The organism is Ruegeria sp. AP7, assembly GCF_056539905.1.
Map to the genome: position 1 here is coordinate 80,109 of NZ_JBQFVT010000001.1, position 23,395 is coordinate 103,503.

Here is a 23,395-nt window from a genome sequence, read left to right on the forward strand (position 1 = left end):
CTGCTACGATCGTCCTTTCGTGATGGTTTTTCTCAGTTGGTACTCAAAGGCTGAATATGAGCGAGATCAATGAAACATTCATTCGATATCGCGTATTCTCAACTCGAAATGCTGAACTTGTCGGAGGAACAGATGTTAGTTTGTCGCACACTTCTTTTGTCAATTTTTACTGCAAGTGCTGCACTGGCGCAGGACATAGACCTTCAAAATGGGCACGATCTCTACCGAACTTATTGTTGGCAATGCCATGGTTTCGAGGCCACAGGAGATGGTCCAATGGCGGAGATGCTGGCAATAAGGACACCTGATCTGACGAGGCTCGCGGCCCAAAACGACGGCGTTTTTCCGATTGAGGCGGTGGCGCGTCAAATTGATGGTCGCGCACCATTGCTCGCGCATGGCGGAGAAATGCCCATTTTCGGACCAGCTTTGGATTCGGATCAAAAAGTTGCGCTGACCATGCCTGACGGCCAGCCGATGTTCGCAGGTGTTCCGTTGGCAAATGTAATTTATTATCTGGAGTCTATTCAAATCGAGTAGGATGGTACAAATGCCGCCATTAGATTGTAGAGCACCACTGCCTAAGTTTGGTGACACTGGTTGATCTACATTAAGGTTATTTTTTGCGAGATCTGGTAACATTCAGCATTTGGAAGATGAGGAGGAATCTCCAATGCCTGAAGAGAAGCCAAAATCATGTTACTCCAACCCACTTGTCGATGTTTTTAAGCAGATGCAGCCGACTACCACGGCCAATCCGTTTTTAGGCGCTCAGCTTGAGCAATTCTGGGACACGCAGGAAAAATCACTTAAAGAGGCAGAGGCCTTTGCTCAACATTGGTTTGAGAGGCGTCACGAGGCTGTTCGAACCGCACTGGAAGCTGCGCGTTCGGCGTCTACCGCAGACCCGACTGATCCGGCGAAAGCACTGCAAACCATAGCAGAGTGGCAGAAGCATTCAGCCGAACGCCTTGTAGCTGACGCACAGGAATGGTTCGAAACAGTTGCCCGATGTGCAGGATATGCAGCGGAAACCGAAGCCGAAGCAGTAGAAAAGACGATAGATGATGTTGCAAGCACAGCAAAGAAAGCGGGTAAGTCTTCGAAATCAGAACCGGTTTAGAGTGCCGCATCACTGCGGAGGCCAAATAGATCGTAGCTGGAGCAATGGAAGGTAGCTAATATGTATAAAAACATTCTGGTACCGGTCGCGCTGGACAAAGATCATGATACACAGGCTTCATTTGAAGCTGCTCGTTTGCTGGCGAATGCAAATGCGGAATTCACAGTGCTCCATGTGCAGGAACCGATCCCTGCATATGTGGCATCCCAGATACCCGAGGAAGTTCTGGCCAACACGCGAAAAGAGCTTCAGGAAGGCCTACATCGGAACGCTGCAGAGCTACCGGGTGCGAAACCGCGGCTTATCTCGGGGAGCGCTGGCCGAGCGATCGTTGATTTCGCAAATGAAAACGACATCGATTGCATAGTGCTGGCCTCACACAAGCCGGGAATCGAAAACTTATTTATTGGGTCGACTGCGAACCGGGTCGTTCACCACGCCAAATGTTCAGTCCACGTGATCCGCTGAACCGGTTTCTGGTAAATGCCGCATGTCGATTTAACGTCGTGGATGAGGCGACTTTCCAGACCCGAGTTATTTTACGATCGTCACACGCTGCATGACCATGTGGAAACGGAAGGCGTTGATAGGCTCAATGAGTGGGTCCGACTGAATGGGTTGCGAAAGTTGAATTCAGGGTAATGGCAAAGCCAAGAACAAACACTTTCTATTTCGATATGTAGGTCCAAACGCCGATCTTTCCGCGTCTTCCTCTCAAATCTCGCACTCCGGCGGGAACCAATCTTTTGATTAAAGATTGCTCGACCTTGTCCGTCGGATCTATTGCCTCGATCAACAAATCGCTAACCACCAAAGAGGTTTTTGGTTTCCGGGACAGCTACTCAAGCCTGCTTGCGACGTTCACGGTATCGCCGATGACATTGTATTCAAGACGGTGTCGGTTTCCGATGTCACCTGAGATAACGGGACCGAAGTGGATGCCAATCCCAATGCGCACCGGAGGAAGCCCTTCAGCACTCCTGTCACGGTTCCAGATGCTCAATGCCTCAAGCATGTCAAAGGCGCATTGAAGTGCATTTCTGGCGTCGTTCTCACTGGGCTCTGGTGTCCCGAAGGTCGCCATCAGCCCGTCGCCCAGATATTTGTCCAGTGTGCCTCCGTTCTCGAAAACCGCCTTGCCCAATCTGTCAGAATAATCTGTCTTCGTTGCGACGCGTCAGCCGTCCTTGCGCGCGCTCTACAACTGAACGATCAGCCGTTACGGGTTTCTGAAGATGCGTCACACCGCTTCCCTCCGATATCGAACAGCATAGCGGGCGTCATCACGGACTAGAAGCGGAGCACATCTGACTGCGGTTTGAGAACAGGACATTCGCCGCAGTGCGATATCTGGGTAGTTTGGGCTGAGGCTGTGTGAAAACTCCGGCTCACCAACTCTCTCGTCGAGCTCGTTTTCAGCGCCTGTGTAAATTGCTCTCTCAAAAGCGCGGGAGAACGCACATAAAGTGTATTTTCGACATATTTTGCCAACCGGTCAGAGTTTTCACACAGCCTCGGCTCATCGCAGACCTCGGAGCAAGTGCGGCAAGCACCCTGCCTCACATAATACTGCCACTGAGGACGGCCCAAAGCCGCCATTTGCGCCAGCCGCATCGAAGGTCTGGTTCGAGCCCAATCCGGAAGTGCTTCATCTCGGAACCGAGCAGATGCAGCAAGTGAATGGGCCGGAGTTGAGAGCTAAAGCACATCCGGATTGGATCGCCTGCTTAATTTTACTTTCTCAGATTGGAAGGCCTGCATTTAACCATCCTTCCCGCCATTGCTCCGAGCATTCGGGAACGCTGAAAATGGGCAGTCTCGTTTGCTCTTTGATGTCGAGATCGGGACGAAGTTCCTTCAGTTCAGCGACCGCAGCCGTTGCTGACTCAAGGTCTCCGTTTTGAGCCAGGGATGCGATGAGCATGAGATGCGTAATCACGAATTTCGCCCTAATGGCCAAGGCGTTTCGATTGGCCTCTACAGCTTCGGCATAGCGCCCAAGTTGAAAAAATGCGGAGGCTTGCCCGACATAGGCTGCGTGCCGCATCGGATCTTTTGGACTGAGATTGATCGAGTGTGTAGCGTGTTCTAGGGCTTCTTCGGGTCTGTCGAGAAAATTCAGATTGATGCCAGCGAGCATATGAACGATCGCAGCGTTTGGATTTTCAGAGAGTGCTTGTTTGAAAACTGCGCGCGCGCGCGACAGGTCTTGTGCAAGCATCGAGATCGAGTGTGCGGCGTAAGCCAACGCAATTCCATCCGCGCGATCACTTAACAATACACGTTCCGCTGCGGCGACGGCAGCCTTTGGCCCTTCGTCAATCGGTTTCAGCCCCTGCACCATCCTTTGGATATGCAACCACGCAAGCAATCCAGCTGCCGACGGGTAGTCGGGATCGCGCTCCAACGCCAGACGCGTAAGGCGAATGGCCTCACGGTTGTCTTCGTCCGTCAGCAGATGAAAGTGTGATTGAGCCTGAAGATAAAGTTCATAGGCATCCAGGTTTTCCGTCGGTTTCGCCCGAGCGCGGACCGTCTCGGCATGGCGAACGGACGGTTCGATCGCCGTGACAACTTCCTGTGTGACTTGATCTTGCAAGTCAAAAACATCGTCCAGCGTTCCATCGAAACGGTCAGCCCAAAGATGACTGCCATTCTCTGCATCAATTAACTGTCCTGTAATGCGAAGACGCTGGCCTGCTCGCCTTACCGACCCCTCGAGCACATATCTCACGCCGAGCGCCTGCCCGACTTCGCGAATGTCGGTACTCTTTCCTTTAAACGTGAAAGATGAGTTTCGCGCCACGACCATCAACCAACGAAATCGAGACAACTCTGTTATGATGTCCTCTGTAATTCCATCGGCAAAAAACTCTTGCTCAAGGTCGCCAGACATATTGTCAAACGGAAGCACAGCAATACCGGGTTTCTCAGATTTGACAGATGCACTTGTCGTCGCCGAACCGACAGGCCACTGCCAGACACCAACGGGACGAGTAATGTTTTTCAACTCAGTCTGCTGACCACCAGAGAACGACGCAGCGGCATTCCTGTCTAAGCTGTTATGTGCTGTGTCTGAAAGCAGTATCTGCCCCGGTTCTGCTAATGCCTCCAGGCGGGCAGCTATGTTGATACCGTCACCGAATATGTCCTCGCCTTCCGAAACGACTTCCCCGGTATGTATACCGATGCGGATTTGGATCTCCTTTGGTCGGTCAGCGAGCTGAACAGCAATCGCGAATTCTGTCGCGGCTGATGCGGAGCGAAACTCGACAATCCATCCGTCGCCCATGCTTTTGATCAGTCGCCCATCATGGGCTTTCAAAGCGGGTATCAGATGATCCTCACGGAAAGCCTTGAGCGCGTTGAGTGTCCCGTCACTATCCTGATCCATCAACGCCGAGTATCCGGCGACATCAGCCACCAGCACCGCAGCAAGCCTCTTTTCCATGTTTCTCTCCCCGCTTGTTGGAAGCTAGCTTGTAGAGAGAGCAATGTCAGCCCGGTAGTTAGAGCAAAGAGGTCCCATCAAGAAAGCGCGACCGCTTTGGGCTCGAAGCGGGCTTGCGGCGACGCAGCAGGTCGCATTCCTACCCGGTCCCGAAAGCGGTTATTGCTAGAATTGAGATGATCTTGCTATTGCAGTAGCTTAACCTCCTGAGCCGACATTCGGCTTACGGATGCGGCTCTCACAATCAATAAACCGGCAGTCTGAAGAAAGGTATACCAATGTCAGAAGGCGCAGGTTACCAACAAGCACAGCCCCCACATAGCGAGGATCACTATCCTCGAAAATATGCTCCAGGAGTTCGTTTAGTTCAAAGGCAACGGTTCGAGCTAGATCTTGAGAAGTTGATAACTCCGGCGGATGTCGAAACCTGGCTTTTGGGTGAGGCAAGCAAGACCGCGAGCGCCCACGCTCTTGTAGCTGAGTTTGCGGGTCAGTTGGCCCAAAGTGGCTTTGGTGTTGATAGGTTTACTGTAGTTGCCGGTACTCTGCATCCACAGATCCGCCGCTATGGTTGGACCTGGAACATGCAAGACGGCATTTGCGACGAGATTCAAGTCGGTGAAGAGACGCTGACTTCAGCCGCGTACCGAGACAATCCGATATACAGGGTTGTGGAGTATGGCGAGTTAGTACGCGTAATGCTTTCCGGCGAGATGGAAGATGCGCGCAGCCCACTCATGACCGAGCTCGCGGAAGATGGTTTCTCGGAATATGTCGCTCTGCCACTGTCTGCTCGGGGTCAGAAGTACAATGCCGCAACATTTTCGACCCGGGAACCGGGAGGTTTTAATGAAGGGCAGTGGAGCACGCTCATGCGGCTGTTCGATATCTTCGCGCTACACGTTGAGCGCCACATCGCCAGCCGAATTGCAGAGAACATCTCGCTCACCTATTTGGGCCGCGAAGCAGGCCAGAGAGTGGTTAACGGTACGATCAAAAGGGGCGCAGGTTTGCCCATTCAAGCAATCGTCTGGAGTTCGGATTTACGGGATTTCTCTAGCCTTTCGGAGAGTGCCGAAAACGAGACGGTCGCAGACGTGCTTAATCGTTACTTCTCAGTACTTGCAGAGGCCGTGATTATCAACGGCGGCGACGTATTGAAGTTCATTGGCGATGGGATGTTGGCCATTTTCCCGCTGTCGGACTTTCAAAACGTGAACATGGCAGCGCGGGCTGCAGTGTCTGCAGCAGGCCAGGCGCAAAGTGACCTCGCCACATTAAACGCGACGATGGCCAAAAACGAAGACTGGCGTCCACTAAGAACCGGCATTGGATTGCATGTCGGCGAGGTGTTCTTTGGCAACATCGGTTCTGCGAGACGGCTGGATTTTACCGTGATCGGGGAGGCCGTGAACATTGCCAGCCGGGTTGAGGGACTGTGTAAACCCCTTGGTCAGGATGTCCTGATGTCTGAGTCTGTCGCGGAACTGCTAGGTAAAGATACGGTCGAGTTTGGTTCACATATCTTGAAGGGGATGCAGAAGCCCGAAAAGATATTCGGACTTACTCATTGAAGACCGCGTATCATCTAACGCCATGGTTCTATTAATGATGATTGGATCTCCGCGCCGTGCATCCACAAAACCCATCACCAGAGATTAGGTTTCATAACGGCGGCTTCGTCCGCAGAGCAGGTTTTGGGGTCGTTGGAACCGGGTCAATGTCCTACTGAATATGTCATGACCGCTCTGAGCCCAAGACCAGCCACGTGAAGTTTAAGGCATGCTGCAGTTGCATTCGGAAGATCGCAGCCCAATGCAGACATTCAAAAACGAACTTTGCATTTCCGACTTTTCAAAGCAATGCACCCTGACAGACGGCTACATTGACGGTTGCTTCTAGTCCAGTCGAACCTTGCACAAATGCTTCACAGAACAAACTTGCAATCACCCGTCTAGGCGTAGTCATCTAGGATACGGGGATGGAGGAAACTGATGACACGATGGCAGCTAGTGGTCTGTATTTTGTGCACGCTGACCCTTGTCGCTTGCGCGCCAAAAACTCGCACTTATGAAAAGACGGTATCGGCCTCACTTCCGGCAAACTCGCGCACAGCTCTTAGTCAGGCAGCCAACCGGCTTGGCGATCCCAAAGACGGTCGGTCGGGGGTCAAGCTGATTAGTGATGGCGAAGAAGCGCTTGTTTCACGTTTGCTGTTAGCGGCTGCGGCTGAGCAAACGATAGACGCGCAATACTACCTTCTGCACAACGACCCAACGGGCCACCTTTTTGCAGCCAGTCTTTTGCAGGCGGCAGATCGGGGTGTTCGCATCCGATTGCTACTGGATGACATGGATACGTCCAGTTATGACGCGATGACAGCCGCGTTGGACAATCACAAAAATATTGAGATCAGGTTGTTCAATCCATTTTGGCGAGATCAAAGCCTGTTGATCGCGGGGCTGACGGACTTCAAACGCATCAATCGCAGAATGCACAACAAGTCAATGACAGCAGACAACGTGTTCACGATTGTGGGTGGGAGAAACATCGGCGCCGAGTATTTTCTCGCACGGGAAGAAATGAACTATGCTGATCTGGATGTTCTGGCCGCAGGCCCGGTTGTTCGCGAGGTGTCGCGAAGCTTTGACTCTTACTGGAACAGCGAATTCGCCGTACCAGCTCGGGCGGTTGTTGGAGAACCTCAGGAATTTGACCTTGGTGATGCGCGAGTCAGGTTGAACGAACTGGTCGATGAAGCGAAGCAAACGCAGTATGGCGCGGCTCTCAGAAAGTCAGCACAAGAGAACTTCGCAGATGGAGCCCTGTCACTGGATTGGCTGCCTGCGAAGCTTTATGCTGATCCGCCGTCAAAAGCCGCCGGTCTCGAGAACTCAGGTCCCGTTCTGGCATCTCAATTGCTTCCGTACTTTGAGAATGCCAGCAGTGAGGTGAACATCGTCTCTGCATATTTCGTGCCGCGCAACAACGGTGTGAAATGGTTGACCGAATTGGAAAGCCGCGGCGTCGACGTAAAGGTTGTAACCAATTCACTTGCATCTAATGACGTCGCACCCGTCTACGCGCACTACGCCAAGAAACGCCGTGCACTTCTACGCGGTGGAGTAGAACTATATGAGCTGCGACCGGACGCCGATAAGGTCCAACGCCGCGGTATCAATTGGGCGCAATCGAGGTCAGGTCTACATTCCAAGGCGTTTGCAGTTGATGACCGATACTTGTTCGTAGGGTCGTTCAACTGGGATCCCCGATCTGTTAACATCAACACCGAGATGGGAATTCTGATTGACTCGCCAGCATTGGCGACACAGACCATGGATGCCTTGGACGACGCGCTACCCGCATACACATATAACGTAACGCTCGAAAAAGCTGGTCAGCTTAAATGGACGACAAGAGGCGATGATGGCACTGTAATTGAACACCAATCCGAGCCGACGGGATCTGCTTGGGATCACTTAGTTGCTGGTTTTCTAAGTATTTTGCCAATTGGGTCCCAGCTTTAGGTTTTTTAACAGATAGCTCGTGCTACCAGAGAACTCAGGCCTACAAAACGGCAGCCTTGGGGCGAAAATGTCTGTTGATCCTTTCCAGCCGGTCGTTTGGTTTGTCCGCTAGCCAGAATTTGCAAACTCCGCTTTCAGCGCATTTACGACGCCCGTGGTACGACAGCCACGGGGCTTTTACGGGCAGGTTTATCGCTTTCTCAGATCGCCGGATGTATTGGGTGGTCTCTGCGCACTTCTGCGGCAATGATTGAGCGCTACGCGCAGGTTTCGCCGGGTGAAACTGATGACGTTTTGACGCTTTTAATTGAGGCCAAGGAGAGCAAAGCGTGTACGGAATTGTAAAATGGATTGTAAAAAGCGCTGGGGCAGGAATTGCCAATGCTTCTAACCCATTGAAAAGTAGTGGAGGCGAGTGCCACTTGAGAACCGCTGTCGCGATTCGTATCATTTCGTTTTAATTTCAATGGCCTGGTCGATTTTACTTGTTCCATTTCGTCGCATGAAATAGCCATGGGTTGCATCCGTTTGGGCGGGTAGGAATGGGGTTGGAATCCCCGGGTCGAGTTCGATTCCCTGATCGAACAGAGGGCGCAAGTATTGCCAAAACGTGCCAGAGAGCTCGGATCTCTCGAAGTGAAACGGCTGACACGCCCCGGCGTACACGCAGTGGGCGGCGTGGCCGGGCTTGCATTGCAGATAACCGGCACCGGCGGGCGATCCTGGGTCTTTCGCTACAGGCACAACGGTCGGCAATGGGAGGGTGCTGGTGTCAGGGGGCTCGACGCAAACTCGGAACCTCAAAAGTCGTTCGACAAATCTTTCATCTACAAAGAAGTCGCACGTCTCGGCCGGGCTGTCGGACCTGAAGCAAGACAAGACCAACTAAACTCGTGGCTTAGGTTCAGCGAGGTCACCCAAATCGAAATCAAGATTTCTTCTGGGTATCGGCCCGTTCTCGTTGAAACGGGAACCAATCATATGCACATCAAATTTCGTGTATGAAATAAATTTCAAATTACAAAATTTATACCGAAAGTGTTTGACGCCTCCTTCGCGGCGACCTTAAAAATGGAAGTGCAATAAACATCAACTAATGAAATATCTTGCGATTCAGGTGGGGAGGAACAAGGCACCTCAACAGCAAGAGCTTTCTGCAGGGAGGAAATCTATGAAGTACAGTGGATTAAACACATTCTTCGCATCCGCCGTATTGGCAGTTGCTGGAATCACTGCCGAGTCGACGCAGGCCGAAGGCATCATGTGTGAACCCGGCGAGACTTATGTTATGAACGTCATGGTTTCGGGCCACCCTTATTGGGTTCCGGTCTATCAGGGCTTCAAGCAAGCGGCCGATGCGTTTGGTTGCGATACTGTGTTCTCAGGAACGCCTGACTATGACATCACCAAGCAGATCGCTTCGTTCGAGCAGGATCTGGTAAAGTCGCCAGCGGGTGTTTTGCTGCATCCGATGCAATCCGATCCTTTCATTGAGCCAATCAATCGCGCCATCGACGGCGGCACTGAGATTGTGACATTCGCCGCCGACAGCCCGAATTCCAAGCGTACTGGCTATATCACGTCGGACAACCATGCCGAAGCGAAGTTCGCTGCCGAAGAGATTGTTAAACAAGTGGGTGACAGCGCCGAATATGCGGTTCTTGAGAACCCGGGCCAGTCGAACCATGACCTGCGCGTGACGGCTCTAATCGCGTATATGGAGGCGAACTATCCAAACATGAAGCTGGTCGGTCGTCAGGCCACGAACCAGGACAGCAATGCGGCCTATCGTGCGACGGCTTCGATCATTCAGGCCAACCCGAATGTGGCGGCGATCTGGATCCCCGAAGCCGGCTCGGCGGAAGGTGCGGTTGCAGCCAAGCTGGAAGCCAATTCGGATATCTTGATTATGCATGCGGACGTGACGCCCACGACCTTGGAGCATATTCGCGCGGGCAACATCCACATGTCTCTGAACCCCAACCAGGGCGTGCAAGGCTTCATGGGCTTCATGGCAGTGCATCTGGCCAACCGGTCGGGTGTATTCGATCCGTTCAATGACTGGAGAACCAGCGGCTTCAACCCGGTTCAGATCCCGTTCATGGACAATGGCTTTGCGGTCATCACCAAAGACAATGCCGACAGCTTTGATCTGAACGTCTACATGGAAGGCCGCGATCCGGCCTGATCGGGTAACTCCCCAGTGAGCCGCCCGTGCAGTTCCGATTTTCACGGGCGGTTCCAGCGACAAATAAGAGACACCCCAGAAGGTGCTGCCATGCAAGATGACGTGATCCTTCAGATATCGAACCTCAGCAAGTCCTTTGGCCCGGTCAAGGCGCTGCGAGGGATCGATTTTGAACTCCGCAAGGGAGAAATCCACGCGATTGCAGGCGAAAACGGTGCAGGCAAGTCGACCCTGATGAACGTGATCGACGGGATTTTGCAGCCGGACAGCGGGCAGATCGTTCTGAACGGCAAAGCAGTCAAAATCTCGTCACCAACGATGGCGCAGCAACTGGGTATCGGTTTCGTTCATCAGGAAATCGCCCTGTGTCCGGATGTGTCGGTGGCCGAGAATATCTTCATGGCCAAGACCAATGTCAGCCGGTCCTGGCTGATGGATTATTGCAAACTGGAACGTGACGCCGTGGATGTGTTTCGCCAGCTCAGCGATATCGACCCATCGGTTCTGGTGAAAAACCTCTCGATCTCGAACCAGCAACTGGTTGAGATTGCAAAGGCCTTGACGCTTGATTGCCGCATTCTGATCCTGGATGAACCTACAGCCGCACTCACGGAAACCGAGGCTCAGACCCTTTTTGGGATCATGCGCAATCTGGCGGATCAGGGGATCTCGATCATCTATATTTCGCACCGTATGGTCGAGATATTCGACAATTGCGACCGGGTGTCGGTGTTCCGGGACGGTCAGCATATCGTCACGAACAATGTGGCCGATGTTCAGCCCAGCGATGTGGTCAACGCGATGGTCGGGCGGGTGATCGATAATCTCTACCCCGACAAACAGGAGGTGCCCTCAGATCAGGTCATCCTTGACGTGCGCAGCCTGACCGAAGCGACGCGGTTTCGTGATGTGTCATTCACGCTGAATAAGGGTGAAATTCTGGGTATTGCGGGTCTGATCGGCGCTGGTCGCAGCGAGATCGTCAAGGGCATCTGCCAGCTTGAGGGCGAGGTGACCGGACAAATCTGGCTGAACGGTGAAGAGCTGAAGCTGCGCAATTACCAGGACAGTATCGCCAAGGGGATGGTGTACCTGTCCGAGGATCGCAAAGGGGATGGGGTGTTCCTGGACCTGCCGATTGCCGCCAACGTTTCGGCGCTGAAGCTGGAACAGGTGGCCAACGGGATCGGTTTGATCCAGTCGGATTCCGAGGAAGCGCAGGCCGAGGCGTTGGGGCGCAAGCTGAACCTCAAGTGCGGGTCGTTGAGTGATCCGGTTTCATCTCTGTCGGGGGGAAATCAGCAAAAGGTGGCGCTGGCCAAGATGCTCTCGGTCAACCCGCGCCTGATCTTTTTGGATGAACCGACCCGTGGGGTTGATGTGGGCGCGAAATCCGAGATTCACCGCATCCTGCGCGATCTGGCCAATGATGGCGTGGGGATCGTGGTGATCTCATCCGAATTGCCCGAACTGATCGGTGTCTGCGACCGGGTGCTGGTGGTGCGCGAAGGACGCATCAGCGGGCAGGTCACGGACGATGAGATGACAGAAGAAAACATCATGCACCTGGCCTCGGTCATGGACGCGCAGGCCTCGATTGCATGAGCGGAGAGAAGAATATGGACAACACCGTAAATCTGGCCCAAGCGGGTGCAACCGACAACACGCCTCTGCTGAAACGCTTGTTTCGGATGCGCGAGACCGGGCTGATCGTCATCATTCTGGCGCTGTTCCTGATTATGTCCTTTGCTTCGCCCTATTTTCTGACCTGGGCCAATATGCGCGCCATGTCGATGGCATTTGCCGTCGATGGCCTGCTGGTGATTGGGATGACGATCCTGCTGATTTCGGGCGGGATCGATCTGTCGGTGGGGTCAGTGACGGCACTGGCGATGGTGATCGCGGGGTGGCTGTTCCTCAGCGGAATTGACCCTTGGGTCGCCTCGGCCATGGCGATTGCGCTGTGTACGGGGATCGGAGCTTTTATGGGGTTCTTCGTGACCAAGGTAGGGCTGCACCATTTCATCGTGTCGCTCGCGATCATGGTGATCGCGCGGGGCGCTTGCCTGCTATTCACCGGAGGGCGACCACTGGGCCTTTATACCCTGCCGCCCGAGTTCAAATTCATCGGGCAGGGCACCATCGGCCCGATCCCGATCGTGATCGTGATCTTTCTAGTCTTCGTAATCGCCTTCGACTTCATGCTGCGCCGGACGACCATGTTCCGCAAAGTGTTCTACACCGGCAGCAACGAGAAAGCCGCCGCCTATTCCGGCATTCGCACCAAAAAGGTGATCTTCCTGACCACCACCCTGTGTTCGACGCTGTGCGGTATCGCAGGCATCATCTACATGGCTCGATTTGGCTCGGCGCAACCCACATTCGGGCTGGGGCTGGAACTGACCATCATCGCCGCCGCCGTAATCGGCGGGGCCAGCCTGAACGGTGGATCGGGGTCGATCCTTGGCGCGATCCTTGGCGTGATCTTGCTGTCATTGGTCTCCAGTTCATTGGCGCTGTTAGATGTGTCAGTCTATTGGCAGGACATCATCCGCGGTTCGATCCTGCTGGCGGCGGTGACCATCGACCATTACCTCAACAAAAGGCGCGGGTGATGGTCGACAAGAAGAAAGACTTTGAACTGATCCGGCAGATCCACACCGTCCTGGTCCTGCATTACCTTGAGGGCAAGAAACAGGCCGATATCGCGCGCGACCTGAACCTGTCGAATTCCAAGGTCAATCGCCTGATCACTCAGGGCCGCAAGATGGGCATGGTCAAGATCGACATCGAGAGCCCGTTCGAGACGCTGATGGATATCGAACGGGGTCTGACCCGTTCGACCACACTGTCGGAGGCAATCGTGACCCCCTCGGTCGCGGGCAGTACCGAAACAACCCTACAGCAAGTTGGCCGTGCCGCCGCAAACCATCTGATTGAGACGCTGCGGGATGGCGATGTCATCGCGATCACTGGCGGCAAGGCGGTCAGTGCCACGGTCGAGGCGTTGGAGGCCGAGCGTGATTTTGACGTTACCGTAGTGCCGCTGACCGGCGGCATTCAGGGCAAGTATTATACGGACGTGAACCATCTTGCGACGCTGATGGCCGACCGATTGGGCGGCAAAACCATGTTGCTTCACGCGCCTCTGTTTGCCGAAAGCCGCGATCAGCGCGATATGCTGGAACAGGTGTCCACGATCCGCGAAGTGCTGGACCTCGCCCGTCGCGCCAATGTGGCGCTGGTGGGTGTCGGGTCCATCGAGCCCGAAGGTTCCAGCTACTACGACTTGCATCCAGTGCCCGAGGCAGACCGCAAGATGCTGATGGGCATGGGCGTGATCGGAGAGTTCCTTGCTCATCTGATCCATATCGACGGATCTGTGTCGAATTATGCGCTGAATTCGCGGTTGGTCTCGGTTGCGCCGACCGATCTGACCCCATGCACACGAGTGATCGGTGTTAGTGCGGGGGCACAAAAAGTATTGCCGATCAAGGCGGTGCTGAACGGAAAGTTTCTCAATTCGCTGATCCTGGACGAAGATACAGCGACTGCAGTCATACAGGAAATGGAAGGAACACGAGATGTCGCATGAGATGCTGACTCGCGAAATCGGAGCATCCGGGATCGAAGCCTCGGTCATCGGGCTGGGCACATGGGCCATCGGTGGCTGGATGTGGGGCGGCACGGATGAGGCCAAATCCATCGCCGCCATTCAGGCCTCGGTCGATGCGGGCGTGACACTCATCGACACGGCGCCTGCCTATGGGCAGGGCGTGGCCGAGGATATTTTGGGTAAAGCGCTGAAAGGCCGCCGCGACAAGGTGGTGCTGGCCACCAAATGCGGGCTGGTTTGGCACACGCAAAAGGGCAACCATTTCTTCGACTATGACGGCAAGCCGGTGCATCGCTATCTGGGCAAGGACGCGATTATCTACGAGGTCGAACAAAGCCTGACCCGACTGGGCACCGACTATATCGACCACTACATCACCCACTGGCAGGACCCGACCACCCCCATCGCTGAGACGATGGAGGCACTGGAGACCCTGAAACAGCAGGGCAAGATCCGGTCCATAGGGGCCAGCAACACCTCGGCAGACGAGGTCAAAGCTTATGTGGCCGCCGGTCAGCTGGATGCGATTCAGGAAGAATATTCGATGGTCAAACGCGACATCGAAGGCACGCTGCTGCCCGTATGTCGTGAGAATGGCGTGTCGGTTCTCAGTTACTCCTCGCTGGCCTTGGGCCTGCTCAGCGGCAAGATCGGGCCGGATCGAGAGTTTACGGGCGACGATCAGCGTAAGGACAATCCACGTTTCTCCATGTCGAACCGGCAGAAAGTAGCGGATCTGATGCTGACCATCGCACCCATTGCCGAAGCGCATGGCGCGACGCTGGCGCAGGCGGTCATCGCGTGGACGGTGCAGCAGCCGGGTATCACCTTCTCGCTATGCGGTGCGCGCGATGCGGCGCAGGCGGTCGAGAATGCAAAGGCCGGTCAACTGCGTCTGACCGAGGCCGAGATTGCCGAAATCGACACCCAGGCCCACGCGCATCTGAGCGATCTGGACAGCTAAGCCCTGAACCCCGCGAGAAACAGGACCACCATGTCAGAACAACGACAACAAAACCTGGCAAATCTGCGCAAAAACGCCGCGTTTGACGTGGTGGTTGTCGGCGGGGGGGTCAACGGCATTGGGGTCTACCGCGAGCTGGCCCTGCAGGGCCTTCGGGTGCTTCTGGTTGAACGGAATGACTTTGCCTCGGGCTGCAGTGCTGCGCCCTCGCGGATGATCCATGGAGGGCTTCGTTATCTGGAGAATGGTGAGTTCGATCTGGTGCGGGAATCCCTGCAGGAACGCGATGCCCTACTTCAGAACGCACCGCATATGGTGCGGCCCTTGCCGACGGTCATTCCAATCACCTCGGTGTTTTCGGGTATGTTCAACGCAGCGGCCAGCTTTGTTGGCTGGCAGGGCAAGCCTTCGAGCCGGGGCGCAGTGCCGATCAAACTGGGCCTGTCGCTTTATGATTGGGTAACGCGCAAGCGGCGCATCCTGCCCAGGCATCATTTCAACAGCGCCGGCCAGACCCGCAAGGACTGGCCCGCTTTGACCCCAAGGGCCACACGCTCGGCGGTGTATTATGATGCCCAGATCACCCATCCTGAGCGGCTGTGCGTTGAGATGATCCGCGATGTCGCGGCCGAGGCCTCGGACTGCATCGCGCTGAACTATGCGGAAATGACGCGGGATGGCGACAGCTATTCCGTCACAGACCGGCGCAGCGGTGCCACTGGGCCAGTGATGCCGAAAGTGATCGTCAACGCCACCGGAGCGTGGCTTGATGACACGGTCAATGGGCTAGGTGGCCGGGTCAATGAACGAATGGTCTCGGGCACCAAGGGATCGCACCTGATCATCGACAACCCAGCGCTGCTGCAGGCGCTTGGTGGGCACATGGTATATTTTGAAAACACCGACGGCCGGGTGTGCATCGTGTTCCCCTATCAAGGCAAGGTCCTGGCCGGATCGACCGATATCCGCGTTGACAAGGCCGAACGGGTGCGGTGTGAGCCCGACGAGTTGGACTATATCCTGGGTTCGCTGCGCCTGGTGTTTCCGGGGGTCGAGATCACGCTTGATCAGGTGGTGTTTAGCTATAGCGGCATCCGCCCGCTGCCGCGCAGTGATCAGGATTTCACCGGGCGCATCTCGCGCGGGCATGATACGCGGCGGCTGGACGGGGATGTGCCGCAATTCTGCATGGTCGGCGGCAAATGGACCACGTTCCGCGCCTTTGGTGAACAAACCGCAGATGAGGTGATGGCTGAGTTGGAGCACGCACGCCGGGCCTCGACCCTTGGGCTGCCCATTGGCGGCGGTGCGCAATTCCCTGATGATCGTGAGAGCTTGAAATCCCGTCTGGTTGCGGATTTTCGCATCGCACCCGAGCGCGCGCATCACCTGATGGAGCACTATGGGACACAGGCGGATGACGTGGCGCAGTTCTGCCAGTCGGTTCAGGACGCACCGCTCACGCAAGGATGCTTCTATACACGCGCCGAAATCATCTGGCTGATGCGCACCGAATATGTCGAGACCCTGTCCGACATCGTACTGCGTCGGACCGCGTTGGCTATCACGGGGCAAATCTCGAACGCGCTTCTGGCACAGCTTGCCGATGTCTTTGCCCATGAGCGCGGCCTTAGCCCGCAAGAAACCAACGATCAAAAACAAGCACTTATTAACGAATTGTCCGAGTTCTATGGCGTAACCGCCGAGGCTCTGGCCGCACGAAACAAGAAACGGAGAACAGAATGCGTGTAAGCACCAAGGCCCGGATGAACCGGATGTTTACCAATGGGGGCTGTTTGGACGTGGCGATTGACCACGGGGTCTGTAATGAGCCCAGCTTCATGGTTGGGCTTGAGGATATGGCCAGTGTCATGGACACGCTGATAGGGGCCAAGCCGGACGCGATCCAGTGTGCCTATGGTCAGGCGGATCTGCTGCAATCGCGGCCCGAAAAGGACAAGCCCGCGCTGGTGATGCGGATCGACATGGGCAACCCCTATAACGATCTGCGCCACCGGGTCATGTGGTCGATGCTGCAAAACGCCGACGAGCCGATCATCGGCGCGCTTGAGATGGATGCGGCCGCCGTAGTCGTGAACCTGTTCATGCTGCCAGATGAGCCCGAGCTGTTCCGTCAGTGCGTCGAAAACATCAGCAAGGTGCGCGCGGCCTGCCACAAATATGGCATGCCGCTGATGATCGAACCTCTGGTCATGCTGCCCAATGATGTGCGTGGCGGTTATCAGGTGGATGGCAATGCCGAAAAGATCGTGACGCTGGTGCGACTGGCCTCGGAAATGGGGGCGGACATCATCAAGGCCGACCCCACGGAAAACCCCGAGGACTTTCATCGCGTGATCGAGGCTGCGCGCGTGCCGGTTCTGGTCCGTGGCGGTGGCAAGGAAGATCTCAAGAACGTGCTAATGAAGTCCGCGGCCCTTATGGCACAAGGCGCGCAGGGGATGGTTTATGGCCGCAATATCTATCAGCACGACAACCCTAAGGCGGTTGTGGCGGCGCTGATGGCGATGATCCACAATGGCGCCAGTGGCGAAGAAGCGTGGGATATCTATAACCGTGGCTAAGGACGGGTATATTCTGGGGCTGGATGCGGGGAATACGGTCATCAAGGCCGTGCTCTTCGATCTGCAGGGCCGCCCCGTGGCGATGCAGGCGCTCGACGGTCAATCCTCGACCCCTCAGCCTGGGCATGTGGAACGCGACCTGAATGAGCTATGGTCCAATGCCCGGCAGGTGATCGCCGGATGCATCGGAAAGGCCGGAGTTGCGCCCGATCAGATCATCGGTGTGGGCTGCGCGGGCCATGGCAACGGGCTTTATCTGCTGGACAAGGCGGGCAAACCTTTGGTGGGCATCCAGTCTCTGGATGCCCGCGCCGCCGGATTGGCCGAGGAACTGTCCGAAGCCGCAGGCGAAGCGCTGCATGCGCTGTGCCTGCAAAAACCGTGGCCGTCCCAGACGCCAGTCTTACTGGCCTGGATCAAACGCCACCGGCCCGATGTCTATGCGCAAACCGGCACGGTCATGCTGTGCAAGGATTTCATCACCTACAAACTGACGGGTGAACGGGTCAGTGAGATCTCAGACATGTCCGGTTGTGGCCTGACGCAAATGCCGGATTGTACCTATGATGACGGGTTGCTGGCGCTCTACGGCCTTGGCGATGCGCGCGATATGCTGCCGCGCCTGATCGACCCGGCGGAGATTGCCGGAACCGTCAGCGCCGAGGCCGCGAACGCAACCGGTCTGACCGCAGGTACGCCTGTGATCGGCGGCTATTTCGACGTAGTTTCCAGCGCAATGGGGTCAGGCGTTGTCCGCTCCGGAGAGGCCTCGATCATCGCAGGGACGTGGAGCATCAATCAGGTTTTCTCGGATACGCCGGCGGTTAATGACGATCTGTTCATGGTCTCGGGCTTCGGACCAGATCGCTTCGTGAATATCGAGGCCAGCGCCACCTCGGCGGCTAATCTAGAATGGTATGTGCGTGAATTTGTCGAACGCGGTGCGCATCACGATGACCCGTTCGGATATTGCAATGTCAAAGTGGCCGAGGTCACGCCCGCAGCGGATGATCCGTTTTTTCATCCGTTCCTCTATGGCTCGGGGCAGGGGGCGTCATTCCGGGGCGGGTTCTATGGTGTTGCCGGCTGGCATGGCGAAGGTCATATGCTGCGGGCCTTGTTCGAAGGCGTGCTTTTCGAGCATCGCCGACACATTGAAGTTCTGAAATCCGCAGAGGTCAGTTTCGATCGGGCGGTGTTGTCCGGCGGCGGATCGCGCAGCCCGGTCTGGCCGCAGATGTTCGCCGATTGCCTCGGCGTTCCGATTTACGTGGCCGAAGCGCAGGAAACCGGAGCCTTGGGTGCGGCCATCGGGGTTTCGGTCGCCACAGGCACCTACGGATCGTACGAAGAGGCCATCACCCAAATGACCCGCCGCAAGTCCGAGTTCCAGCCGGACACCGAAATGCAAGCGCACTACGATGCCCGGTATACGCAGTATCTCGCGCTGATCAAAGCGATGCGCGGGTTTTGGGACTCCGCTCAGACAGCAATCGAAAGGTAAGCAAATGAAAGCTGTGGGTTTTTTGAAGTCACTGCCAATTGAAGCACAGGACAGCCTGTTGGATGTGGACCTACCCGAACCGGAGATGCTGCCCAACGATCTTCTGGTGGAGATTGAGGCGATCTCGGTCAACCCTGCAGATGCCAAACGCCGCATCCGCACCGCAGCGGAGCAGGACCATGCGGAGCCGTTCATTCTTGGATATGACGCTGTCGGCATTGTGCGCGACTTGGGGCCAGATGTTACGGGTTTCACCAAGGGCGACCGGGTTTGGTATGCAGGCGACGCCAATCGCGCCGGATCCTATGCTGCGTTTCAGGCGGTCGATCATCGGATTGCGTCACAGGCGCCGTCCTCGGTCAGCCCGGCTGCAGCGGCGTCATTGCCCCTGGTCTCGCTGACCGCGTGGGAGATGCTGTTTGACCGGCTGCAAGTGCCGACAAACGAGGCGCCTTCCAGTCTGTTGGTTATTGGCGGGGCCGGAGGGGTCGGATCGATCACCATGCAACTGGCGCGCAAGCTGACCGGTCTGCATCTGATCGCAACCGCCTCGCGCCAGGAAACGGAAGACTGGTGCCGGGATATGGGCGCGCATCAGGTGGTCAACCACCGCGATCTGATTGCCGAGGTACGGGCGGCGGGACACGAAACCGTAAGCTATATCACTCAATATGCCGACACGGCGCAGCATTGGGACGCCATGTGCGAGTTGATCGCGCCGCAGGGCCGGATTGGCACCATCGTCGAGACCCCTGATAAGCTGGACATTTCAGCCCTGCAAGGAAAGTCTGCTGCGCTGATGTGGGAATTGATGTTCACCCGATCTCTGTTCGGTACCGAGGATATGGCGCGGCAGGGGCAGATATTGGACCGGGTTGCCCGCCTGGTCGATGACGGGATCATCCGCACGACCGAGCAGAAAACACTGCACGGCTTGTCTGCGGCTACATTAAAAAAGGCACATGCGATCATTGAAACCGGTCGCATGATCGGCAAGCTTGTCGTCGCGTACTAACCAGAAAGACCAGGAATTCATGACAGACGCGCGGAAACTTGAAGGGGATTACGACTATGTCATTGTTGGCGCGGGCACGGCGGGTTGTGTTCTGGCTAATCGCCTGACCGAGGATCCCAAGACGCGGGTCCTGCTGCTTGAGGCCGGCGGATCCGACAACTACCACTGGGTTCATATTCCGGTGGGCTACCTCTATTGCATTGGCAATCCGCGCACGGACTGGATGATGAAAACCGCGCCTGAGCCGGGGCTGAATGGGCGCTCTCTGGTGTATCCAAGGGGCAAGGTTCTGGGCGGATGCACCTCGGTCAACGGCATGATCTACATGCGCGGGCAGGCGGCGGATTACGATCACTGGCGGCAGCTGGGGAATATGGGCTGGGGTTGGGATGACGTGTTACCCTATTTCCTGAAGTCCGAGGACCACCACGCCGGTGACAGCGCCATGCACAGTAGCGGAGGCGAATGGAAGGTTTCAAAGCAGCGGCTTCAATGGGACATCCTGAAAGCGGTCCAGGAAGGGTCCAAGGAATTCGGCATCCTGCCGCGCGCGGATTTCAACGACGGCAGCAACGAGGGTACAGGGTTTTTTGAAGTCAACCAGCAAAACGGTGTGCGCTGGAACACGGCCAAAGGCTTCCTGCGACCGGCGATGAAACGTCCAAATCTGCGGGTGTTGACCCACGCGGAAACCGAAACTCTGCTATTTGACGGCAAACAGGTTACGGGCGTGCGTTATGTTCGTAAGGGCACACGGTATGATGCTTTTGCCGGTGCCGAGGTTTTGCTGGCGGCTGGGACAATCAACTCACCCAAGATTTTGGAACTGTCGGGTGTGGGACGCGGCGATGTGCTGGCCGAACATGGCATCGCTTTGCACCACGAAAGCCCTGGCGTCGGTGAGAACCTGCAAGACCATCTGCAGATCCGAACAGTTTTCAAGGTCCAAAACGCAAAGACGTTGAACACTATGGCGAACTCGTTGGTTGGCAAGGCCAAGATCGCACTGCAGTACGGGTTGACGAAATCAGGGCCCATGTCGATGGCCCCCAGTCAGTTCGGAATGTTCACAAAATCGAATCCTGATCTGGCCACGCCCGATCTGGAATATCACGTACAGCCCCTGTCGACGGACAAACTGGGCGACCCGCTGCATCCTTTCCCGGCCATCACCGTCTCTGTCTGCAATCTGCGCCCTGAAAGCATCGGAACCTGCCATATTAAGGGGGCGGAGACCAAGGTTCAGCCCCATATTCGCCTGAACTACCTGTCGACCGACAATGACAAGCAGGTCGCCGCGAAATCCGTGCGACAGGCGCGGATGATCATGACGGCAAAGGCGCTAGAACCCTATCAGCCCGAAGAAATCCTGCCGGGTCCGGCGATGGAATCCGAGGAGGATTTGGTGAAAGGCGTGGGGGATATCGCCACCACGATTTTCCACCCCGTCGGCACCTGCAAGATGGGCTCGGATGCCTCAGCCGTGGTGGGAACAGACCTTCGGGTGCTTGGGCTTGATGGATTGCGTGTGGTTGATGCGTCGATCATGCCCAAGATTGTCTCGGGCAATACGGCCTCACCTGTTGTGATGATCGCTGAAAAAGCGGCGGATATGATCCGCAAGAGAGCTTGAAATATGAACGAGATTGTAATCATCGCACGCATCATTCCGGAAGACGGTCAGTCAGATTTAGTGCGAGCCGCCATCGAGGAATTGGCATTTGCCAGCCGTGAGGAGGCAGGCAACAAAGGCTATGATGTGTTCGTTTCACCCAACCGAAGGTCAGAGTTTCTAATCCACGAGATTTGGTCTGGCGCTCAGGCGATCATCAATCACGGGCGCATGTCACACATGGTCCGGTTCAAGGAGGCCGTAAACGGAAAGGCCCAAATTTCCGTTCAAAAGTTGGCGAAGCTTTAAGCGCTGCGGGATTCGTTTTTTCGATTTTTGCAGAGTTTCAGAAAGGTTTTTCTCTCTTTTTCCAACCGGATTTCAGAGTGTCCGTTCGTTTGCCGAGTGTTTGAGTTCACTTGGATAAAATATCTATTATTATCAGTGTATTGTGGGATTATTGGGCTGATCTTGAACGTCAATTTTTTTCATTGAAGAGTCGTCAAGAAAGTTGACTCAGTAAGAGGAAATGATAATAATAACACTTACTGCAATAAATTTCAGTCTCGGTTCCTGAGGAGAGGTGCTGGCTGGGATCGCGGCTCCGTAGCGCACCGCTCCGGATCGACCGCACTCTGGAGAAAACAAAAGGGAAGAGAGAAATATGCAGCGGAGGAATGTACTAAAGGCGGGCCTGCTGGCAACGACACTGACGTTTGTAGGTGGGGCAGGGGCATTTGCCGAGGATGGCAAGCGGATCGCGTTCTTTGTGTCTGACTTGTCGAACGTGTTTCACCAGTCTCAGGCGGCTGAAGCAGAGCGCTATGCCAAGGAAAAATACGGGGCCGAGGTTGTGGTGTTTGACGGGCAGGCGGATTCTGCCGTGATGACCCAGAATGTCGATCAGGTTGTTGCGGGTGGTTTCGATGCCGCCACATTGCATATTTGGGATGCCGAGGCCGCGACGCCCGGCGTTGAAGACGCGCTGGCCGATGATGTCGTGATGACCTCGTTCTTCAGCCCAATTACCGATACCGGCATCCCGACCGCGCGCAGTGACGAGGCGGCGGTGTCTTTCGAAATGGGCGCGCAGATGGCGAAAGCTTGGAAAGAGGCGCATCCCGACAAGCCCATCGTGATGGTGCAGTTGGGTTGGCCGAACCATACCGAGGTGAATTCGGGCCGGACCGCGCCTTTTGCCGAAGGAGTACTGTCGGTTGACCCGGATGCGGAAAATCTGGGTGCGCTGGATTCGAGCAAGGGTCAGGAAGCTGCGAAACAGATCATCGTGGACCTGCTGACGCAGCGGCCCGAAGTAAACTTGATTTACTCCGAGGCCTCTAACTTGACCGTTGGCACAATGGCCGGTCTGGCGCAACTAGGGCGCGGTAAGTTCGACAACGGAAAGCCTCTGACCGAAATCGTGGCGAGCGTCGACTTTGACTCGGTCGAGTTCGACCAGGTCTATGACCCGAATTCCAGCCTCAAAGTCTCGATGGGTCTGCCGCCGGTTGAAACCGCACAAGGCCGCATTGACCTGATCATGGATGTGCTTGATGGTAAGGTTCAGCCAACCTCGGACACTGCTGAAGAATTCTTCTACAAGGCCTACACCGTGTCCTACTGGTCGATGCCGAAAGAAGAGGCCGAACAGTGGTTGAAAGATCAGTTCGGCAGCTGACCGGCTGATCTGTCATTCGTCCAACATCGGGATCTGCGTATGGGTCCCGGTGTTGGTGGCAAAACAATCAAACTTGGATAAGCTGACATCAAGGCGCGGCCATTTTGCGCCTTCTGGAACGGCGCGGGC

At 55.7% G+C, this 23,395-nt stretch carries 20 protein-coding genes; 18 read left to right on the plus strand and 2 right to left on the minus strand.

Annotated elements, in window-relative coordinates; genetic code table 11:
- The first annotated feature begins 108 nt into the window (after positions 1 to 108).
- The 3 genes from ACR0KN_RS00375 (at position 109) to ACR0KN_RS00385 (ending at position 1,591) form a co-directional block, all read left to right on the plus strand.
- The gene (locus ACR0KN_RS00375; RefSeq protein ID WP_480650572.1) at positions 109 to 540 is read left to right on the plus strand and encodes a c-type cytochrome; all 432 of its coding nucleotides are present in this window, start codon (positions 109 to 111) and stop codon (positions 538 to 540) included.
- 109 nt (positions 541 to 649) lie between these two features.
- Positions 650 to 1,123 carry a phasin family protein gene (locus tag ACR0KN_RS00380; protein WP_480650574.1) on the plus strand — a complete coding sequence of 158 codons (474 nt, stop codon included), beginning with the start codon at positions 650 to 652 and terminating at the stop codon, positions 1,121 to 1,123.
- Between the two features lie 60 nt (positions 1,124 to 1,183).
- A complete protein-coding gene (locus ACR0KN_RS00385) occupies positions 1,184 to 1,591 on the plus strand; it encodes a universal stress protein (protein ID WP_170468943.1) in 408 nt (135 codons plus the stop codon).
- A 370-nt stretch (positions 1,592 to 1,961) separates the two neighbouring features.
- Here the strand turns inward: ACR0KN_RS00385 and ACR0KN_RS00390 are convergent, their stop codons facing one another.
- Both ACR0KN_RS00390 and ACR0KN_RS00395 read right to left on the minus strand, forming a co-directional pair.
- The gene (locus ACR0KN_RS00390) at positions 1,962 to 2,267 is read right to left on the minus strand and encodes an adenylate/guanylate cyclase domain-containing protein (protein ID WP_480650576.1); all 306 of its coding nucleotides are present in this window, start codon (positions 2,265 to 2,267) and stop codon (positions 1,962 to 1,964) included.
- Positions 2,268 to 2,864: 597 nt separating this feature from the next.
- On the minus strand, positions 2,865 to 4,574 hold the full coding sequence (locus ACR0KN_RS00395) for an adenylate/guanylate cyclase domain-containing protein (RefSeq protein WP_480650578.1): 1,710 nt from the start codon (positions 4,572 to 4,574) through the stop codon (positions 2,865 to 2,867).
- Between the two features lie 278 nt (positions 4,575 to 4,852).
- On the opposite strand from ACR0KN_RS00395, the gene ACR0KN_RS00400 reads away from it, so the two are divergent.
- The 15 genes from ACR0KN_RS00400 (at position 4,853) to ACR0KN_RS00470 (ending at position 23,266) form a co-directional block, all read left to right on the plus strand.
- A complete protein-coding gene (locus tag ACR0KN_RS00400; RefSeq protein ID WP_480650580.1) occupies positions 4,853 to 6,148 on the plus strand; it encodes an adenylate/guanylate cyclase domain-containing protein in 1,296 nt (431 codons plus the stop codon).
- Positions 6,149 to 6,568: 420 nt separating this feature from the next.
- Complete coding sequence (locus ACR0KN_RS00405) at positions 6,569 to 8,101, plus strand: phospholipase D family protein (protein ID WP_480650582.1); 1,533 nt, start codon at positions 6,569 to 6,571, stop codon at positions 8,099 to 8,101.
- Positions 8,102 to 8,737: 636 nt separating this feature from the next.
- The gene (locus ACR0KN_RS00410; RefSeq protein ID WP_480650584.1) at positions 8,738 to 9,106 is read left to right on the plus strand and encodes an Arm DNA-binding domain-containing protein; all 369 of its coding nucleotides are present in this window, start codon (positions 8,738 to 8,740) and stop codon (positions 9,104 to 9,106) included.
- A gap of 166 nt (positions 9,107 to 9,272) precedes the next feature.
- The gene (locus tag ACR0KN_RS00415; protein ID WP_480650586.1) at positions 9,273 to 10,289 is read left to right on the plus strand and encodes a substrate-binding domain-containing protein; all 1,017 of its coding nucleotides are present in this window, start codon (positions 9,273 to 9,275) and stop codon (positions 10,287 to 10,289) included.
- Positions 10,290 to 10,379: 90 nt separating this feature from the next.
- Positions 10,380 to 11,894, plus strand: coding sequence for a sugar ABC transporter ATP-binding protein (locus ACR0KN_RS00420; protein ID WP_480650588.1), 1,515 nt, complete (start codon positions 10,380 to 10,382; stop codon positions 11,892 to 11,894).
- Between the two features lie 14 nt (positions 11,895 to 11,908).
- A complete protein-coding gene (locus ACR0KN_RS00425) occupies positions 11,909 to 12,904 on the plus strand; it encodes an ABC transporter permease (protein WP_170538835.1) in 996 nt (331 codons plus the stop codon).
- Positions 12,904 to 13,884, plus strand: coding sequence for a sugar-binding transcriptional regulator (locus ACR0KN_RS00430; protein ID WP_170770213.1), 981 nt, complete (start codon positions 12,904 to 12,906; stop codon positions 13,882 to 13,884). Before ACR0KN_RS00425 ends, ACR0KN_RS00430 begins: the two co-directional genes overlap by 1 nt.
- Positions 13,874 to 14,869, plus strand: a complete 996-nt coding sequence (locus ACR0KN_RS00435) for an aldo/keto reductase (protein WP_480650590.1) — start codon at positions 13,874 to 13,876, stop codon at positions 14,867 to 14,869. Before ACR0KN_RS00430 ends, ACR0KN_RS00435 begins: the two co-directional genes overlap by 11 nt.
- Positions 14,870 to 14,899: 30 nt before the next feature.
- Positions 14,900 to 16,621: a glycerol-3-phosphate dehydrogenase/oxidase gene (locus tag ACR0KN_RS00440; protein WP_480650592.1), complete on the plus strand. Its 1,722-nt coding sequence runs from the start codon at positions 14,900 to 14,902 to the stop codon at positions 16,619 to 16,621.
- Positions 16,612 to 17,454, plus strand: coding sequence for a class I fructose-bisphosphate aldolase (locus ACR0KN_RS00445; protein WP_480650594.1), 843 nt, complete (start codon positions 16,612 to 16,614; stop codon positions 17,452 to 17,454). The genes ACR0KN_RS00440 and ACR0KN_RS00445 overlap by 10 nt, the downstream gene beginning before the upstream one ends.
- On the plus strand, positions 17,417 to 18,958 hold the full coding sequence (locus tag ACR0KN_RS00450) for an FGGY-family carbohydrate kinase (protein ID WP_480650596.1): 1,542 nt from the start codon (positions 17,417 to 17,419) through the stop codon (positions 18,956 to 18,958). The genes ACR0KN_RS00445 and ACR0KN_RS00450 overlap by 38 nt, the downstream gene beginning before the upstream one ends.
- 4 nt (positions 18,959 to 18,962) lie before the next feature.
- Positions 18,963 to 19,973, plus strand: a complete 1,011-nt coding sequence (locus ACR0KN_RS00455) for a zinc-binding alcohol dehydrogenase family protein (RefSeq protein ID WP_480650598.1) — start codon at positions 18,963 to 18,965, stop codon at positions 19,971 to 19,973.
- A 19-nt stretch (positions 19,974 to 19,992) separates the two neighbouring features.
- A complete protein-coding gene (locus ACR0KN_RS00460; protein ID WP_480650600.1) occupies positions 19,993 to 21,606 on the plus strand; it encodes a GMC family oxidoreductase in 1,614 nt (537 codons plus the stop codon).
- Positions 21,607 to 21,609: 3 nt separating this feature from the next.
- Entirely contained in the window at positions 21,610 to 21,894 is a 285-nt protein-coding gene (locus ACR0KN_RS00465) for a putative quinol monooxygenase (RefSeq protein ID WP_170468986.1), read from the plus strand.
- 355 nt (positions 21,895 to 22,249) lie between these two features.
- On the plus strand, positions 22,250 to 23,266 hold the full coding sequence (locus ACR0KN_RS00470; protein ID WP_170538855.1) for a substrate-binding domain-containing protein: 1,017 nt from the start codon (positions 22,250 to 22,252) through the stop codon (positions 23,264 to 23,266).
- Positions 23,267 to 23,395 lie beyond the last annotated feature (129 nt).